18 protein-coding genes and 1 riboswitch are annotated in these 16,246 nt (G+C 45.8%); of the genes, 6 read left to right on the top strand and 12 right to left on the bottom strand.

What is annotated here, in order from left to right:
- Positions 1 to 104: 104 nt before the first annotated feature.
- The 5 genes from mpl (at position 105) to thiQ (ending at position 5,744) form a co-directional block, all read left to right on the top strand.
- A complete protein-coding gene (gene mpl, locus AB4329_RS03235; protein WP_372137656.1) occupies positions 105 to 1,463 on the top strand; it encodes a UDP-N-acetylmuramate:L-alanyl-gamma-D-glutamyl-meso-diaminopimelate ligase in 1,359 nt (452 codons plus the stop codon).
- Positions 1,464 to 1,501: 38 nt separating this feature from the next.
- Positions 1,502 to 2,125 carry a flavin prenyltransferase UbiX gene (locus AB4329_RS03230; RefSeq protein WP_372137655.1) on the top strand — a complete coding sequence of 208 codons (624 nt, stop codon included), beginning with the start codon at positions 1,502 to 1,504 and terminating at the stop codon, positions 2,123 to 2,125.
- A gap of 43 nt (positions 2,126 to 2,168) precedes the next feature.
- Positions 2,169 to 2,288, top strand: a riboswitch (TPP riboswitch).
- A 53-nt stretch (positions 2,289 to 2,341) separates the two neighbouring features.
- The gene (gene thiB, locus AB4329_RS03225) at positions 2,342 to 3,334 is read left to right on the top strand and encodes a thiamine ABC transporter substrate binding subunit (protein WP_372137654.1); all 993 of its coding nucleotides are present in this window, start codon (positions 2,342 to 2,344) and stop codon (positions 3,332 to 3,334) included.
- Positions 3,335 to 3,426: 92 nt separating this feature from the next.
- Positions 3,427 to 5,040 (top strand): thiamine/thiamine pyrophosphate ABC transporter permease ThiP, encoded by a 1,614-nt coding sequence (thiP, locus tag AB4329_RS03220; protein WP_372137653.1) that lies wholly within the window; start codon positions 3,427 to 3,429, stop codon positions 5,038 to 5,040.
- Positions 5,040 to 5,744 carry a thiamine ABC transporter ATP-binding protein gene (thiQ, locus tag AB4329_RS03215; RefSeq protein ID WP_017071293.1) on the top strand — a complete coding sequence of 235 codons (705 nt, stop codon included), beginning with the start codon at positions 5,040 to 5,042 and terminating at the stop codon, positions 5,742 to 5,744. The genes thiP and thiQ overlap by 1 nt, the downstream gene beginning before the upstream one ends.
- Before the next feature lie 123 nt (positions 5,745 to 5,867).
- Here thiQ and yjgA read toward each other — a convergent pair whose 3' ends face one another.
- Positions 5,868 to 6,392, bottom strand: a complete 525-nt coding sequence (gene yjgA / locus AB4329_RS03210; protein ID WP_017069408.1) for a ribosome biogenesis factor YjgA — start codon at positions 6,390 to 6,392, stop codon at positions 5,868 to 5,870.
- A 118-nt stretch (positions 6,393 to 6,510) separates the two neighbouring features.
- Here yjgA and pmbA point away from each other — a divergent pair, with 118 nt between their 5' ends.
- On the top strand, positions 6,511 to 7,854 hold the full coding sequence (gene pmbA / locus AB4329_RS03205; protein ID WP_017058910.1) for a metalloprotease PmbA: 1,344 nt from the start codon (positions 6,511 to 6,513) through the stop codon (positions 7,852 to 7,854).
- A gap of 96 nt (positions 7,855 to 7,950) precedes the next feature.
- Here pmbA and mgtE read toward each other — a convergent pair whose 3' ends face one another.
- The 11 genes from mgtE to kdsD form a co-directional block, all read right to left on the bottom strand.
- Entirely contained in the window at positions 7,951 to 9,306 is a 1,356-nt protein-coding gene (mgtE, locus tag AB4329_RS03200; protein ID WP_017058911.1) for a magnesium transporter, read from the bottom strand.
- 148 nt (positions 9,307 to 9,454) lie between these two features.
- Positions 9,455 to 9,730, bottom strand: coding sequence for an HPr family phosphocarrier protein (locus tag AB4329_RS03195; RefSeq protein WP_017066670.1), 276 nt, complete (start codon positions 9,728 to 9,730; stop codon positions 9,455 to 9,457).
- A 2-nt stretch (positions 9,731 to 9,732) separates the two neighbouring features.
- Positions 9,733 to 10,602, bottom strand: coding sequence for an RNase adapter RapZ (gene rapZ, locus AB4329_RS03190; RefSeq protein WP_372137652.1), 870 nt, complete (start codon positions 10,600 to 10,602; stop codon positions 9,733 to 9,735).
- Between the two features lies 1 nt (position 10,603).
- Positions 10,604 to 11,065, bottom strand: coding sequence for a PTS IIA-like nitrogen regulatory protein PtsN (ptsN, locus tag AB4329_RS03185; protein ID WP_004738707.1), 462 nt, complete (start codon positions 11,063 to 11,065; stop codon positions 10,604 to 10,606).
- 1 nt (position 11,066) lies between these two features.
- Positions 11,067 to 11,354, bottom strand: a complete 288-nt coding sequence (gene hpf, locus AB4329_RS03180) for a ribosome hibernation promoting factor (protein WP_009847742.1) — start codon at positions 11,352 to 11,354, stop codon at positions 11,067 to 11,069.
- A 62-nt stretch (positions 11,355 to 11,416) separates the two neighbouring features.
- Positions 11,417 to 12,877: an RNA polymerase factor sigma-54 gene (locus AB4329_RS03175; RefSeq protein WP_017058913.1), complete on the bottom strand. Its 1,461-nt coding sequence runs from the start codon at positions 12,875 to 12,877 to the stop codon at positions 11,417 to 11,419.
- Between the two features lie 54 nt (positions 12,878 to 12,931).
- Entirely contained in the window at positions 12,932 to 13,657 is a 726-nt protein-coding gene (lptB, locus tag AB4329_RS03170; protein WP_004735304.1) for an LPS export ABC transporter ATP-binding protein, read from the bottom strand.
- Positions 13,658 to 13,659: 2 nt separating this feature from the next.
- A complete protein-coding gene (gene lptA / locus AB4329_RS03165) occupies positions 13,660 to 14,154 on the bottom strand; it encodes a lipopolysaccharide transport periplasmic protein LptA (protein WP_017058914.1) in 495 nt (164 codons plus the stop codon).
- Positions 14,135 to 14,698, bottom strand: a complete 564-nt coding sequence (gene lptC / locus AB4329_RS03160; protein ID WP_004735306.1) for an LPS export ABC transporter periplasmic protein LptC — start codon at positions 14,696 to 14,698, stop codon at positions 14,135 to 14,137. Before lptC ends, lptA begins: the two co-directional genes overlap by 20 nt.
- A complete protein-coding gene (gene kdsC / locus AB4329_RS03155) occupies positions 14,695 to 15,252 on the bottom strand; it encodes a 3-deoxy-manno-octulosonate-8-phosphatase KdsC (protein ID WP_017058916.1) in 558 nt (185 codons plus the stop codon). The genes lptC and kdsC overlap by 4 nt, the downstream gene beginning before the upstream one ends.
- Entirely contained in the window at positions 15,252 to 16,223 is a 972-nt protein-coding gene (gene kdsD / locus AB4329_RS03150; RefSeq protein WP_017058917.1) for an arabinose-5-phosphate isomerase KdsD, read from the bottom strand. Before kdsD ends, kdsC begins: the two co-directional genes overlap by 1 nt.
- Positions 16,224 to 16,246 lie beyond the last annotated feature (23 nt).

The raw sequence follows: 16,246 nt of genomic DNA, 5'->3' as shown, positions 1-16,246 counted from the left end.
TTTGTTTTGCATTGCCGCTCGCTTTTAATCGCCATTTAATGATAATGAGTGCAAGCCGTTTTAATTAGGCATTGTTTATTTAGCCAAGCGTTTGGAAGCAATTTATGCATATTCATATCTTAGGAATTTGTGGCACCTTCATGGGTGGTGCTGCGGTATTGGCTCGTCAATTAGGTCACAAGGTTACGGGTAGTGACGCGAATGTTTACCCACCAATGAGCACCTTGTTGGAATCACAAGGGATTGAAATTATTGAAGGGTTCGACCCTAGCCAATTAGAACCAAGGCCAGATCTCGTGGTTATCGGTAACGCAATGAGCCGCGGTAATCCGTGTGTTGAGTATGTGTTGGATAACAACCTTAGATACACCTCTGGTCCTCAGTGGTTGCAAGAGTTCTTACTGCATAACCGTTGGGTGTTAGCGGTATCGGGAACGCACGGTAAGACCACGACATCAAGCATGTTGGCTTGGATCTTGGAAGACTGTGGCTATGCACCGGGCTTCTTAGTTGGCGGAGTGTTGGGTAACTTTGGTATCTCTGCTCGCCTTGGTGAAAGCATGTTCTTCGTGGTAGAAGCCGACGAATACGACAGTGCTTTTTTCGATAAACGATCTAAGTTCGTTCATTACCACCCAAGAACCTTAGTGATGAATAACCTAGAGTTCGATCATGCGGACATCTTTGACGATCTTGAAGCGATTAAGCGACAATTTCATCATTTGGTGCGTACTGTGCCAAGCAATGGTCGCATTTTCTCACCTAAGCAAGACAGCGCTATTGAAGATGTTCTAGCTCGCGGTTGCTGGAGTGAAACTGAATCGAGTGGCGAGCAAGGCGACTGGGATGCCAAGAAACTGGTCAAAGATGGCTCTCAATTTGAGGTTTACTTCCAAAATGAATGTGTTGGAACCGTAAATTGGGATTTAGTGGGCGACCACAACGTAAATAATGCTTTGATGGCGATTGCAGCTGCACGTCATGTGGGCGTGACACCTGACCTTGCTTGTGAATCACTAGCTACCTTTATTAATACTAAGCGCCGTTTGGAGTTTAAAGGCGAGGTGGCAGGTGTGTCTGTTTATGATGATTTTGCTCATCACCCAACGGCGATTGAACTTACGCTCGGCGGCTTACGTAATAAGGTCGACTCGAAAAAAATCATTGCCGTTTTAGAGCCTCGTTCCGCCACCATGAAACGTGGTGTGCATAAAGAAACCTTGGCTGATTCGCTTAAACAAGCGGATTCTACCTACTTATTCCAACCGGATAACATTGATTGGTCAGTTCAAGATGTTGCAGACGCTTGTCACCAACCGGCACACGTGAGTGATGACATGGATGCATTCGTTGCTAAAATTGTCTCAGAGGCACAAGCTGGCGACCAAATTTTGGTAATGAGTAATGGTGGCTTTGGTGGCATTCATCAAAAACTGTTGGATGGATTGGCACTCAAAGGCTAACGGCATCCACGACCTTATAATTTGAAGTAATTGAGAACATGACAAAACACGATAAAGCGATAACCCTTGCTTTCACTGGCGCATCCGGTGCGCCTTATGGCCTGCGTTTACTTGAATGCCTTTTGGCAGCCGATTATCAGGTCTACTTGCTGATTTCATCGGCAGCGCGAGTGGTATTGGCGACCGAGCATGAACTTAAGTTACCTGCTGGGCCAGATGCGGCGAAACAAGCTTTGGTTAAACATCTTGGCTGCGACCCTGAAAAGCTGGTGGTGTGTGGCAAAGATGATTGGTTCTCGCCGGTTGCCTCTGGTTCAGCAGCACCTAAACAGATGGTCGTTTGTCCATGTTCAGCGGGAAGCTTGGCTTCGATTGCTCATGGTCTATCAGATAACCTGATTGAGCGAGCAGCAGACGTAGTCATGAAAGAGCGAGGCCAATTGTTGTTGGTGGTTCGCGAGACGCCATTTTCGACGCTTCATCTCGAGAACATGCACAAACTTTCGACCATAGGCGTAACGATCATGCCTGCAGCTCCGGGTTTTTATCATCAACCCAAGTCAATTGAAGATCTGGTCGACTTTATGGTGGCGCGTATTCTAGATCACCTTGGTATCGAACAAGGTTTAGTGCCACGTTGGGGTTACGATCAACGTAATTGATCCAAACTTGATAGCTTATTGTTAAAAATCAAATTACAATTCTGAACACTCATCGGGGAGCGAACCATTCAAATAATGAATGCGAGCTGAGATCAAGCAGGTGCTTGGGACCCGTAAACCTGAACCAGATAATGCTGGCGTAGGAATTGAGTTAGGAACAACCTCTACCGTTCTCCTCCCTCAAACCTGTGCCGCTCAGACCATGGAGAGCGTCCAGTGAAATTCACATTAACTACCCTTGCTGTTACTACAGCTATTTCTTTTTCTGCCTTTGCTGCAGACAACACTTTGACTGTATACACCTATGACTCTTTTGCTGCGGATTGGGGCCCTCGTCCTGCCGTTGAAAAAGCATTCGAAGAGAAGTGTGGTTGTGATGTGAATTTTGTCGCTCTAGAAGATGGCGTGTCTATTCTGAACCGTTTACGTCTTGAGGGCGGCAACAGCAAAGCCGATATCTTGCTAGGTCTCGACAACAACCTGATGGCTGAAGCGAAAGCGACGGGCTTATTGGCTGAGCATAATGTTGATACGTCATCGGTAACGCTTCCTAATGGTTGGAACGACAGCACTTTTGTACCCTATGACTTTGGCTACTTTGCTTTTGTTTACAATAAAGAGAAACTGGAAAACCCGCCGAAGAGCTTGAAAGAACTGGTTGAGCAGCGTGATGATCTTAAGGTCATCTACCAAGATCCACGTACATCAACACCAGGCCAAGGCATGATGCTTTGGATGAAATCAGTATACGGTGATGAAGCGACAGCAGCATGGAAGAAGCTTGCTCAGAAAACAGTGACTGTAACCAAAGGCTGGTCTGAAGCTTACTCTATGTTCCTAGAAGGCGAGTCGGATTTAGTGTTGTCTTATACAACGTCTCCGGCTTACCACATTATTGCTGAAAGCGATTCTAAGTATGCAGCAGCAAGCTTCGAAGAAGGGCATTACACTCAAGTGGAAGTGGCCGCTAAGGTTAAAGGCAGCAAGAACGAAAAGCTTGCTGATGAGTTTATGGCGTTTATCCTAAGTGAAGAATTCCAATCGGCGATGCCAACAGGCAACTGGATGTACCCAGTGACCGATATTGAGCTTCCAAAAGGGTTCGAGCAACTTACGGTTCCTCAGAAAGCGCTAAGCTTTACGCCCGAAGAAATTGCAGCTAAGCGTAAGCCATGGATTCGTGAATGGCAGAGTGCACTTACTTTTTAATTTGCTTTTAAAAAATTAGCTTTCTAACTTTCTGTATTTAAAGGTTTGTTCGATGTTAACTGAGCGAACCATTTACGGTAAAAAATCAATCTATGATAAAGAAAACACCTAAGGTTGGGATTTGGGTAGCGATACTCATTACCGCCTTCGTGGTTTCAGCAGTTGGGGCATTGCTTAGCAATGCCCCTTCTCTTGATATCAGCCAAGTATGGTCCGATCCCTACTATTGGCATGTAACGAAATTCAGTTTTTATCAGGCGACACTCTCAACGGTGCTGAGTGTTGGCTTTGCTATACCTATTGCTCATGCGCTGTGTCGTAGACAATTTTTTGGACGCGCTTTGTTGTTAAGGCTGTTCGCGTCGACCTTAGTCCTGCCAGTGTTAGTGGGTGTATTTGGCTTACTTGCGATCTATGGCAATAGTGGTTGGTTAGCTAAGTTTTTGGCGAACTTCGATATTGAATTGCCATTTTCCATATACGGATTGAATGGTATTTTGCTGGCGCACGTTTTCTTCAACTTGCCTTATGCCAGTCGCTTACTTCTGCAAGCGTTAGATACCGTGCCTGCCGAGCAACACAAGCTTTGTGCTCACTTGGGTATGAGTCATTGGAACAAATTCAGATGGGTTGAATGGCCTCGCTTAAGACAGCAATTACCACATGTGTGTGGCTTAGTCTTCATGTTGTGTTTTACCAGCTTTGCTACCGTGATGGCGCTAGGCGGTGGACCTAAATCAACCACTATCGAGCTCGCTATTTATCAGGCGATTAAATTCGACTTTGACCTTCAAGCTGGTGCCTTGCTCGCGATATGGCAAATGCTGCTGTGTGGTGTGCTAGCGGTGAGCATTCAACGCCTATCGAAGCCTATTTCAGTGACGGCCAGTCAGTTGTCTGAAGAGAAATATTTGGTTAAGGACAGCTGGTGGTCAAAAGCTTGGGATAGCTTTTGGATCATCATAGTCTCAATGCTGGTATTGCCGCCATTAGCTATGGTTATCGTCAATGGAATTAACTCGCAGGCATTAACCGTACTCAGCAGCGAGCCGTTTTGGGCGGCGTTAATGACCTCGGTTAAAGTCGCGTCATTAGCAAGTGTTATCGCAGTTGGTATTGGTATCGCCATACTACTGACTAGCCGAGCATGGCGTTTACAGAACAAGAATTTTCGAGCCGATAAAATCGAGCTGATTGGCACTATTATCTTGGTGACTCCGGGGCTGGTGATCAGTACGGGTATCTTCTTATTACTGCGTTCATTCACCGATGTATTCAGTTTAGCTTTCTTTATCGTGATTGCCGTCAACAGCTTAATGGCGCTGCCTTACGTAATTAAAACCCTAGCTCAACCTATGCTGCATTTGTCTCAGCAGTACCAGTATGTGTGTGCAAGCTTGGGTATGACAGGTTTCACGCGTTTTAGGTTAGTGGAGTGGCGAGCATTGCGTAAGCCGATGGCGCAAGCCTTCTCGATTAGCTTTATGTTGGCGATGGGTGACTTAAGCGCGATTGCTTTGTTTGGTAGCCAAGATTTTAGAACTCTGCCTTTGTACCTATTCCAATTGTTAGGCAGCTATCAAATGGAAGCGGCGGCGGTAGTTTCTGTGAGCTTACTGTTACTGAGTGTCGGCAGTTTTAGCTTAATAGAATTCTTATTTACTCGAAGATCTAAGCTCGATGCTAAAGAATTAAGGAACCGATGATGTTAGTGATGAAAGATGTGGATTACCACTATCACAGAGAGTTGTTTAGCTTTGATTTTCAAGCTGAGCAGGGCGATATTGTTGCGCTTATGGGGCCGAGTGGTGCGGGTAAGTCTACACTGTTGGCGCTAGTTGCTGGTTTCATCGAGCCTACATCGGGTGAGATATCAGTGGCTGGGCAGTCGCTTATTGGTAAAGAAGCACATCAGCGTCCGTTGGCGATGTTGTTTCAAGAGCACAACCTGTTTGCTCACCTTACGGTGCGAGAAAATATTGGTTTAGGTCTGCATCCAGGTTTAAAGCTTACTGCAACCCAAAAGCAAGCTGTGGAGCAAGCCGCAGCGCAAGTTGGCGTCGCTGAGTATTTGGATAGGTTGCCTGAGCACTTATCCGGCGGTCAACGCCAGCGTGTTGCGTTAGCGCGTTGTTTTGTCCAACCTCATGATATTTGGCTGCTTGATGAACCTTTCTCTGCGCTTGATCCTTTGCTGCGTGAAGAGATGCTTAGCTTAGTGAAGCGATTAGCGGCAGAGCGAAATATTACGGTCTTGATGGTGACTCACCATTTAGGTGACGCACGCAGTATCGCGAATAAGTTTGTGTTTGTGGCGCTAGGTAAGGTGTTGGTTGAAGACTCGATAGAGGCACTGACGGCGGATCATCCACAGACAGAATTAAGCTCATTTGTTAAAGCGGGTGAGTGACGACTCATCACTCCTGTGAGTATTTATTGATATTGAGTGCTTCTTGATATCGAGTACGTCAAAAACAAAAAGACCTAGCATGTGCTAGGTCTTTTATTGTCTTACAGAATAAAGCGACAAAGATTAGTCTTCTAGCTTTAGCTCTTTTAAGATTTGGAAGATTTCACGAGAAGCCTTTGCTGGCTTGTTCGCTGATTTCTCTTTGTTAGCTTGGCGAGCTAGCTGACGAAGACGCTGACGGTCTGCTTCAGGGTACATGTCCATGACTTCTGAAATGGCAGCATCGCCTTCAGCAACAACGCGATCACGCAGTTGCTCAAGCTTGTGCAGTTCAGCGGTTGCTTGCGAGTGCTTGTTACGTACTTTATCCAAAGCCGCTTGAATTGGCTCAGGATCAACATTGCGCATTACTTTACCAATGTATTGAAGTTGACGGCGCTTCGCTTCATTTTTAAAGCGTTGTGCATCTTTAATCGCTTGTGCCAAATCTTCAGACAGAGGAAACTTGTCTAATACAGAAGGCTTCAGGGAAACAAGTTCTTCCCCCAGTTTTTGTAGCGCTTCCATGTCGGTTTTCATTTCTGTCTTACTTACCCAGATGATTTCTTCTTCTGGTTCCCATGGGGCTTTTTGGTTTTTGCGAGCCATCTTTTCTGCCTATGTCACTATCTCAAACGAATATATTGCCTATTTTAGCAAGAATCTTGGGGAGAAAGCGAAATTCTTGTTATCCTACGTAATATTGACCTAAAAAATTAGAATAGATATGGATGTAAAACAGCAAGTCGCCCAGCAAAGAGTTGAGCTAGAAGCCGCAGTAGCTAAAGCGTTGGATATGGCATCAGTGAGTGCAGACGCAGCTGAGGTCGCTATTACTAAGTCAACGGGTTTAAGTGTTTCAACACGTATGTGTGAAGTGGAAAACGTTGAATTTAATAGTGATGGTGCGCTAGGTATTACTGTTTATCGCGGCCAGAAAAAAGGCAGCGCATCTACATCTGATCTGAGTGAAAAGGCGATTGCTCAAACCGTCGCGGCCGCACTTGATATCGCTCAGTACACTTCTGAAGACCCATTTGCCGGTCCTGCGGCAAAAGAATACATGGTAAAAGAAATTCCAGATTTGGATCTTTTTCACCCTGATGAACCAAACCCTGACTATGCCGCTGAGATTGCGATTGCTGCTGAGAAGCAAGCGTTAGCTTATAGCGATAAGATCAAACAGAGTGATGGCGCAAGCTACGACAGCCACTATGGCGTTAAGGTTTATGGTAACAGCCATGGCTTACTAGCAAGCTATGCTTCTAGTCGTCATAGCACGAGCTGCTGTGTAATTGGACAAGGCGCTAACGGTGAGATGGAGCGTGACTACAGCTACACCGTTGCACGTCACCGTGACGAGCTGTGGACGCCTGAGCGTGTAGGTCAAGAAGCTGCAGAAAAGACCATTAGCCGTTTGGATGCGAAAAAGCTACCAACAGGCCAGTACCCAATTATGTTCGCTAATGATGTGGCAACTGGCTTGATTGGTCACCTTGTTATGGCGATCAGTGGCGGTAACCTTTACCGCAAGTCGTCATTCCTATTGGATCATCTCGGTCAGAAAATCCTACCTGACTGGTTTAACATTTCTGAGCGACCACATATCTTGCGTGGTTTGGCTTCAAGCCCATTCGATAGCGAAGGTGTGTTCACTCAAGATCGTGAAATCATCACTGACGGTGTGCTAGCAACTTACCTACTAACGAGCTATGCCGCACGTAAGATGGATATGACGCCAACCGGTCATGCTGGTGGTATTCATAACTGGTTCGTTAAATCGACCGGTCAAAACTTTGAGCAGATGCTAAAAGAGTTGGGTACTGGCTTCCTAGTCACTGAAGTGATGGGCCAAGGCGTAAACACCGTAACGGGTGATTATTCACGTGGCGCTGCAGGTTTCTGGGTTGAAAACGGAGAGATCCAATACCCAGTATCAGAAGTAACAATCGCAGGTAACCTAAAAGACATGTTTACTCAGATTGTTGCTGTGGGTAACGACGTAGAAACACGTTCGCAAATTCAAACGGGTTCTATCCTGCTTGAGTCGATGAAAGTCGCGGGTGAGTAATTCAATTAAAGCGAATCTGATGAATTAAAAAAGGGAGCCGTGGCTCCCTTTTTGTTTTCTGTATTTCGCCAAAAATTGGCTAACTGCTTATGCTAACTAGATCAGTATGGTCGCTAAGCCTAGGAACACCGATAGGCCAATAACATCGGTTACTGTGGTCAGTGCCATACCGCCAGCAAGGGCTGGATCGATATTCATCTTCTTCAACATCACTGGGATAGTTACACCAGCAATACCTGCGACAATCAAGTTGGTCATCATCGCCGCTGAGATGATGCCTCCCAGTATCCAGTTACCTTTCCAAGCCACCACGATACCACCAATGATAACGGCCCATAGAACGCCGTTTAGGAAGCCGATGGCTGCCTCTTTGAGTAGCAGTTCGCGTTTGTTACTGTCACCGATATGACCGAGTGCCAAACCACGAATCACCAGAGCAACGGTTTGGTTACCCGCAACACCCCCCATCGAAGGCACGATAGTCATCAGAACCGCAATCGCTGCCATTTGATCGAGCGTTGCTTCAAACATGTTTGATACAGATGCTGCCGCCAGTGCTGCGAGTACGTTAGCACCAAGCCACACACTACGACGACGAGCAGATTTTACGACCGGTGCGAAGGTATCTTCGTCATCGTCCATACCCGCCATACTCATCATTGAGTGTTCGGCATCTTCACGGATAACATCAACCACGTCATCGATGGTGATACGACCAACAAGGTGCTGGTTACTATCGATGACAGGCGCAGAAACCCAGTTACGACGTTCAAACAGGCTCGCGATATCTGACGCACTGGTTTCTACCGCGATCGCTTCGTCGGCATCATCCATCACTTCTGAAACAGGGACATCAGGTTGAGTCGTTACTAGCGTGGTAAGTGATAGGTTACCGATAAGACGTTCTTCTTCATCAATAACATACAGAGCATCAGTTGCATCCGGCAGTTCGCCACGCATACGCATGTAGCGCAATACAACGTCAACATCGACATCACCACGAATCGTGATTACGTCGGTGTTCATGATCGCACCCGCTGAATCTTCAGGGTACGACAGGGCAGTTTCAACTAATGCACGATCGACGGAGTCCATTTGAGAAAGGACTTCGCGAGAAACATCGTCGGGTAGGCTTCGAAGTACGTACGCGACGTCATCGGTTTCCATACCTTCGGTTGCTTCTGCCAAGGTCTCAGGTGCCATTTTCGACACAAGAGCATCTTTGACGTCTTCGTTTAGTTCATCAAGAATTTCACCGTAGTCTTCAGGATCGGTGAGTTGCCAGAGTACGTCACGACTTTTGCGAGGGGAGGCTTCTAAAAGGTGTGCAATATCTTCAGGCTCCATGTCCTGAAGTTGTCGGCGTACGTGAACAAATCGGCCGTTTTCTAGGGCTTCGCTGACTTCTTGGAGGGTTTGGTGAGCTTGGTCGAATTCTAATTGCTCTGCCATATTTTCCTCCTATCTCATTATTCTTACAATGCTTGGAATAGTAACTTAATTCTAGGGCTTATTTAAATCATAAACTTAGATAGAACTAAGATTTAATATTGGTTGGTTCGTTGTTTGAGTCTTAGGCGTTGTGAGTGAAGCGTTTTCGCTACTCACCCTCATCAAACTTGTCTTCAATGAGATGACAGACGGCATCCAGTGCTTGCTGTGAATCGGTACCTGCAGCTTGAATCGTAATATGTTGCCCTTGCGCTGATTCCAGCATAAGTAACCCCATTACGCTGTCTGCTGTTGCTGTTTTATCTTCTTCGCTATGGATAGTGATGGTTGCATCAAAGCTTTGTGCAAGCTCAACCAACTTTACGGCTGCTCTAGCGTGAAGACCCAAGCGATTTTGGATCAGTACAGTTCGAGTTAATTCCATGGTTAGCCCTGTTGGTGCTTCTCTAGGGAGGCGTGTCTGATTTGAACTTGATGGCCAAGTTGCTCAAAGTACTCACCAATTTTCTGGGTTAGATAAACCGAGCGGTGTTTGCCGCCAGTACAGCCAATCGCGACCGTTAGGTAACTGCGATTGTTCTTCTCTAACATTGGTAACCACTGTTCAACAAAGCCTTGGATCTGTTGCTTGAGTTCCAGAACTTCTGAGTGTTCTTCTAGAAAGGAGTGAATTGGTGCATCTAGCCCGGTTAGTGGTCGTAGTGCAGGTTCCCAGTGAGGGTTCGGCAAAAAGCGAACATCAAACACGTAGTCGGCATCACTTGGCAAGCCATACTTAAAACCGAAAGATTGAAAGACGATGATCAGCTCTTGCTTCTCTTTGCCTTCAACTTTAAATCGAACCTTTTCACTCAATTCGTAGAGGTTGCAGTCACTGCTGTCGATCACAATGCGGGCGTGCTCTGCGAGAGGTGTCAGAAGTGTCTTCTCTAAATCAATCGCTTGCTCAAGAGAGAGCTTTTCTTGGCCAATTGATAAAGGGTGGATTCTGCGGGTTTCGCTGTAGCGCTTAAGGAGTGTCTGCTTGCTGGCATCGAGGAACAATACATCAACATCGATGTTTGTAGCTGACTCGAGTTGCTCGAGCGTGTCGGTGACTAACTGAGGCTCTTTCGGTAGGTTACGTATATCAATACTTACCGCAACGTTTTGGTTGCTTTCGCGTACCGATTCGACAAAGTTGTTGAGCAGGTTTACTGGTAGATTATCGACACAGTAATACCCCAAGTCTTCTAGGACTCGTAACGCAACACTTTTACCGGCCCCTGATTGGCCACTAACCACGATTAATCGCATGTTATTGCTCGCAAGTTGGCACTTGAATCATGATGTCGTAAAGCTCTTGATCGCTCTGAGCATTACGCAGCTGTTTAAGAGTCTGCTTGTCGTTTAGTCGTTCTGCCATACAAGAAAGGGTTTTTAGATGCTCTTTGCATTGTTCACTCGGAACAAGCAGGGCAAATAGTAGGTCGACAGGACGATTATCAATCGCATCAAATTCGATAGGATCTTGGCATTGTAGTAATACAGCTATCGCTTTATCACTGACATTCATACGAGCATGGGGAATCGCGATACCATTACCAATACCGGTACTGCCCATCTTCTCACGGCTCAACATACACTCAAATAGCTCTGTTGAATCTTGACCGCAGCTCTCAGCTGCTATCTGGCTGATGAGCTCAAGGGCTCTTTTTTTGCTTGTGCATTGGACTGCACTTTTGGTGCAGTCCAATGAAAGTACTTCGCTTAATTGCATGTTAGTGACTACTTAGCTTTTCTTTGTGCTTGTTGAGTTGGCGGACGAGTTTATCAACCAATGAATCAATCGCGGCATACATGCTTTCATCTGTTGCTGTCGCATGGATTTCCCCCTGATTTATATGCAGGGTAGCTTCTGCGATTTGATTGATTTTCTCAACTTTTAAAACAACCTGAACGCTATTGATATGATCAAAGAAGCGCTCAAGTTTGTCGAATTTGGTGTGAACATAGTCTTGCATTGAATCGGTAAGATCAACGTGATGGCCTTGAATATTGATTTGCATAGACTTTCCTTTTCAGTTGGTTGCCTGATCATAGTTGCTAAGTAACTAGCGACTAAATGAGCTTATAGCAGGCGTTTACGCTGACTCGATGGGGCAATGCCCAGAGACTCACGGTATTTCGCTATGGTACGTCTAGCTACCTGAATTCCTTGGTCAGCCAGTAAAGCAGCAATCTTACTATCACTTAGAGGCTTCGCGGTATTTTCCGCTGCGACAAGCTTCTTGATGAGTGCGCGAATTGCTGTAGATGAACATTCACCGCCATTGTCAGTGCTGACATGGCTTGAGAAAAAGTATTTGAGCTCGAAGATGCCACGTGGCGTATGCATGAATTTTTGAGTCGTCACACGAGAGATCGTGGATTCGTGCATATCAACAGCTAACGCAACATCATTAAGAACCATTGGCTTCATCGCTTCTTCGCCATGTTCGAAGAAATCACGCTGATGTTCAACAATGCATCGCGCAACTTTGAGTAGCGTCTCATTTCGGCTCTCTAGGCTTTTAATTAACCACTTTGCTTCTTGCAAATTTGAGCGGATGTATTGATTGTCGGCGCTGTTGCCTTTACTGCCCAGATCAGCGTACTGCTGATTCACTTTCAACTTAGGCACGCTATCAGGGTTAATGGTCACTAACCATTTGCCAAGGTCTTTGAAGACAGATACATCTGGAACCACATACTCAGTTTCATCCGGAGTAATCTTACTGCCAGGACGAGGGTCCAGCTGTTGAATCAGTTGCAAAACTTCACGTAGTTCTGCTTCTTTCAACTTGGTCTCTTTGATAACCAGTTTGTAATCGCGATTGCCGAGTTGGTCGATATGGCTAGTAAGTACTAACTTAGCTTCGTTAAGCCAAGGCGTATCTTGGGGAAAGGTTGCCAGTTGCAGTAACAAGCAATCTTGCAGGTTGACTGAACCGACACCTAGCGGATCAAACTGCTGAATTCGTTTACGTACCGCTTCAATTTCATCAAGCTCGATCTCTTCATTGTCGAAGTTTTCAAGGATGTCTTCACAAGTTACAGTGAGGTAGCCGTAGTCGTCGATGGCATCGATTAATGCAAAAGCGATGCTTCGGTCGGTGTCAGTGAATGGCGTTAAGTCGAGTTGCCAAAGTAGGTAATCGTGCAGGCTTTGAGTGGTTTCGCCTTGATAAACCGGCATGTCGTCATCAATCGCAATACCCGTGTTACCGGTGTTCGCGCTGTAGACGTCTTCCCAAGTTGTGTCGATTTCTAGTTCGTTGCCAATCTCTGATTTTTCGATTAAGTCTGAGCTATCAGGTAAGTCTTGCTCTGTGGCTTCAACAGTTTCTTTTTCGTCACTGCTAGGTTTTTCTTCCGATGTTGGCGTATCTTCATTGCCTTCTTCGACATCGAGTAGTGGGTTAGATTCAAGTGCTTCTTGAATCTCTTGCTGCAAATCTAAAGTAGACAATTGCAACAAACGAATCGCTTGCTGCAATTGAGGAGTCATTGCTAACTGTTGGCCTAGCTTAAGTTGTAATGAGGGTTTCATTCAGTGTGACTTACCTAGTTATTATTCTTAGAACTCTCGATACTCTCTATATAATCATAGACGGAATTGTTCGCCTAGATAAACTTGTTTAACTTGTTCGTTATTGAGAACATCTTCAGGAGTACCCTCAGCGATCAGGTGTCCTTGGCTTACGATGTAAGCTTTTTCACACACGTCTAATGTTTCACGAACGTTGTGGTCGGTAATCAAAACGCCCAAGCCGCGATCACGCAGGTGAACAATGATTTTTTTGATATCGATTACTGAGATCGGGTCAACACCGGCGAATGGTTCATCCAATAGAATGAACTGCGGGTTTGCTGCTAGTGCACGAGCAATCTCTACACGACGACGCTCACCACCCGACAGAGCCATACCATTGCTGGTGCGGATATGTTGGATGTGGAACTCTTCTAGCAGGTCTTCCAGCTTATCTTGGCGTTGTTCGTTGGTCATTTCATCACGGGTTTGTAAAACCGCCATGATGTTGTTCTCTACGGACAACTTACGGAAAATCGATGCTTCTTGAGGCAGGTAACCGATACCAAGACGAGAGCGGCTGTGCATTGGTAAGATACTGATGTCTCGGTCATCAATGCTGATGGTACCTTCATCACGCGCCACCAAACCAACAATCATATAGAAAGATGTGGTTTTACCTGCACCGTTAGGCCCAAGCAGACCGACGATCTGGCCTGACTCTACCTGTAAGCTTACATCGGTAACAACCTTACGTTTACTGTAGGTTTTCGCTAGGTTTTTTGCTTTAAGAACAGCCATCGTTACTTATTCACTTCCGTTGGTTGTAAAACCGTTGACACTCGTTTGTTTTCACCACTGTCAGCGACTAATTTCTGAGAGCCGATCTGGTAAGTGATCTTAGAACCGCGAATGATGCTGCCATCTTGAGATAACATCGCATTCTTAGTCATGATCAGTCGGTCGGCAACAAGCTGGTAGTGCAGGTCGTCAGCTTCACCGTAGAGTGTCTTACCGTCGTCAGTAAGCTGAGAGAAGGTTGCTGGCTTACCGAAGCCTTGAATTTCTTCAATCTCACCGTTTACGGCGTTACGAGTAACAATAACCTTATCGGCATTGATATTGATGCTGCCTTGTTTAAGGTTCACATCACCAAGGAAAGTCACTTGGTTACTTTTCATATCCAATTGCTGGCTGTCTGAGTCAATGTAGACAGGTTGCTCACTATCCGAAGACAGAGCATAGACATTAGGTGCCGCAAGGGTCAAAGCGAATAAACTAAGGTGTAAGAGTTTCATATCTACCTTGAACAGAATTAAAGAGGGTTGCATTGTTGGTACCGAAGTTACCTTTCATTGCTTGTCCCTCAGTTTCAAAAAATGTACCGATCATATGGACCGGAGTCTCTGAATAAAAATCTCGGCTAGGCAGCTCAACAACCATTTTATCTGTGGTCATTGTATCGAAGCTGGCTTCTGGCAACAGGTTCTTTGCCACGACGTTGTCATAAAACGTGACAACTTGATTCTCATCCATAATCGCGCGATCAGCGGTGACTTGCCATTCAATCGTGTGCCCTTCACGGAATACCGAAAGAACTGGGTTTTGAAAGTGCGTATCGCCAACTACTGAGTAGTGTTCTAAATACGTCGATTCAACCTGATAGCTGCGAATACCGCTTTCGTCGTAGCTAATGTTGTTCAGGCTTTTGCCACTAAACGCGGGCAGCTCCAAATTTGGAGCCACTTGTATCGTTGATGTTTGCTCTTTGTCGTACAAGTAATAGGTCGACCAAGAGGCAATAAATATGAGTATTAAATAGATAATACGAGTAAAACTCATATGCTTAAACCTTTATGCACGTCGAGTTCATTTCTTGCTTGTAAAATAAGGTCACAGACTTCACGTACCGCGCCATGACCACCGTTAATGGTTGTCACGTAGTTTGCACGCTTTGCAAGTAGCGGGTGCCCATCTGCCACACAGACCTTCAAGCCAACTTTTTCCATTACAGGCCAGTCAATCAGATCGTCTCCGATGTAACCTGTATTTTCAGGGTTTACAGAAAGCTTATCGCAAATATCTTGGTATGCCTTAACTTTATCGTCTTGACCTTGATAAATCAGCTTAATGCCTAGAGCGGTCATACGATTCTCAACAATTTGAGATTTGCGACCCGTGATGATCGCGATTTCAATGCCTGCGTTCATCAGTGATTTGATACCGTAACCGTCACGAGTGTGGAAGGTTTTCAGCTCTTCACCGTTGTTGCCCATGTAGATGCGACCATCAGAGAAGACACCATCGACATCGCAAATCAGCAGTTTGATCTCTTTTGCAATCGCAAATACATCTGAATTAACAGTGCCGTATAGAGTTTCGACTGTCTGTGTCATTACATTACTCCTGCTTTCAGTAAGTCATGCATGTTTAACGCTCCTACTAATTTACCTTCTTGGCATAACATCAGGCCATTGATGCTCTTCGCTTGCATCAAGTTTAAGCCCTCAACCGCGAGCATGTTTGGCTCGGCTACCGTCGGGTTTAGCGTCATCACATCACCGATCTGCGTGTTATGGATATCAACGCGTTTGTCTAAGATACGGCGTAAATCACCATCGGTAAAAATACCGGCCATTTGGCCATCTTCACCAACGATTGCTGTCATGCCTAAGCCTTTCTGAGATATCTCTAGTAGAGCGTCTCTTACTAGTGCGTCGGGTGCTACAACAGGAAGTGAATCGCCTGTGTGCATGATGTCGTCGAGCTTCAACAGCAGCTGACGACCTAAAGCGCCGCCAGGATGAGACAGGGCAAAGTCTTGAGCGGTGAAGCCTCGAGCCTGCAAAAGTGCAACGGCTAATGCATCACCCATGACCAAAGTCGCCGTGGTGCTTGTTGTTGGTGCTAAGCCCAGCGGACAAGCTTCTTCCGGTACTGAAATTTGTAAATGGATATCAGACAGGGTTGCCATGTTTGATGCTGGCTTGCCTGTCATGCTGATGATCTTGATGCTCAGACGCTTTAACACAGGAAATAGGCTGAGGATTTCTCCCGATTCGCCGGAGTTGGATATTGCAATCACAATATCACCAGGTTCGATCATGCCTAAGTCGCCATGCGCCGCTTCGCCTGGGTGAACAAAGAAAGCCGATGTCCCGGTACTTGCCAATGTTGCTGCGATTTTGTTGCCAATGTGGCCTGATTTACCCATGCCCATCACAACGACTTTGCCTTTGTTGTTCAGGATAAGGTCGCAAGCTTTACAAAAATCATCATTAAAATATTGGTCTAATTGAGTGAGACCTGCAACTTCGGTTTCCAAAACTTGTTTTGCAACGCTGCGGTAATCAAATGGCTGAGACATCAAATACTCCAAGTACGGGAAGT

Source organism: Vibrio sp. 10N.261.54.A5, assembly GCF_041471145.1.
In the GTDB taxonomy this organism is placed as follows: Bacteria; Pseudomonadota; Gammaproteobacteria; order Enterobacterales; family Vibrionaceae; genus Vibrio; species Vibrio crassostreae_C.
The sequence above is the reverse complement of the archived record's forward strand: the minus strand, read 5'-3'. Positions and strand labels throughout refer to the sequence as shown.

Excerpts from the sequence above, each read along its gene's own strand:
- yjgA (WP_017069408.1), bottom strand. The coding sequence starts at position 6,392 with ATGGCTCGCAAAAACCAAAAAGCCCCATGGGAACCAGAAGAAGAAATC.
- AB4329_RS03230 (WP_372137655.1), top strand. The coding sequence starts at position 1,502 with ATGACAAAACACGATAAAGCGATAACCCTTGCTTTCACTGGCGCATCC.
- AB4329_RS03175 (WP_017058913.1), bottom strand. The coding sequence starts at position 12,877 with ATGAAACCCTCATTACAACTTAAGCTAGGCCAACAGTTAGCAATGACT.
- lptA (WP_017058914.1), bottom strand. The coding sequence starts at position 14,154 with ATGAAACTCTTACACCTTAGTTTATTCGCTTTGACCCTTGCGGCACCT.
- lptC (WP_004735306.1), bottom strand. The coding sequence starts at position 14,698 with ATGAGTTTTACTCGTATTATCTATTTAATACTCATATTTATTGCCTCT.
- mgtE (WP_017058911.1), bottom strand. The coding sequence starts at position 9,306 with ATGGCAGAGCAATTAGAATTCGACCAAGCTCACCAAACCCTCCAAGAA.
- hpf (WP_009847742.1), bottom strand. The coding sequence starts at position 11,354 with ATGCAAATCAATATTCAAGGCCATCACGTTGATCTTACCGATTCAATG.
- rapZ (WP_372137652.1), bottom strand. The coding sequence starts at position 10,602 with ATGCGATTAATCGTGGTTAGTGGCCAATCAGGGGCCGGTAAAAGTGTT.
- ptsN (WP_004738707.1), bottom strand. The coding sequence starts at position 11,065 with ATGCAATTAAGCGAAGTACTTTCATTGGACTGCACCAAAAGTGCAGTC.
- kdsC (WP_017058916.1), bottom strand. The coding sequence starts at position 15,252 with ATGACACAGACAGTCGAAACTCTATACGGCACTGTTAATTCAGATGTA.
- pmbA (WP_017058910.1), top strand. The coding sequence starts at position 6,511 with ATGGATGTAAAACAGCAAGTCGCCCAGCAAAGAGTTGAGCTAGAAGCC.
- AB4329_RS03195 (WP_017066670.1), bottom strand. The coding sequence starts at position 9,730 with ATGGAATTAACTCGAACTGTACTGATCCAAAATCGCTTGGGTCTTCAC.
- mpl (WP_372137656.1), top strand. The coding sequence starts at position 105 with ATGCATATTCATATCTTAGGAATTTGTGGCACCTTCATGGGTGGTGCT.
- thiQ (WP_017071293.1), top strand. The coding sequence starts at position 5,040 with ATGTTAGTGATGAAAGATGTGGATTACCACTATCACAGAGAGTTGTTT.
- lptB (WP_004735304.1), bottom strand. The coding sequence starts at position 13,657 with ATGGCTGTTCTTAAAGCAAAAAACCTAGCGAAAACCTACAGTAAACGT.
- thiP (WP_372137653.1), top strand. The coding sequence starts at position 3,427 with ATGATAAAGAAAACACCTAAGGTTGGGATTTGGGTAGCGATACTCATT.
- kdsD (WP_017058917.1), bottom strand. The coding sequence starts at position 16,223 with ATGTCTCAGCCATTTGATTACCGCAGCGTTGCAAAACAAGTTTTGGAA.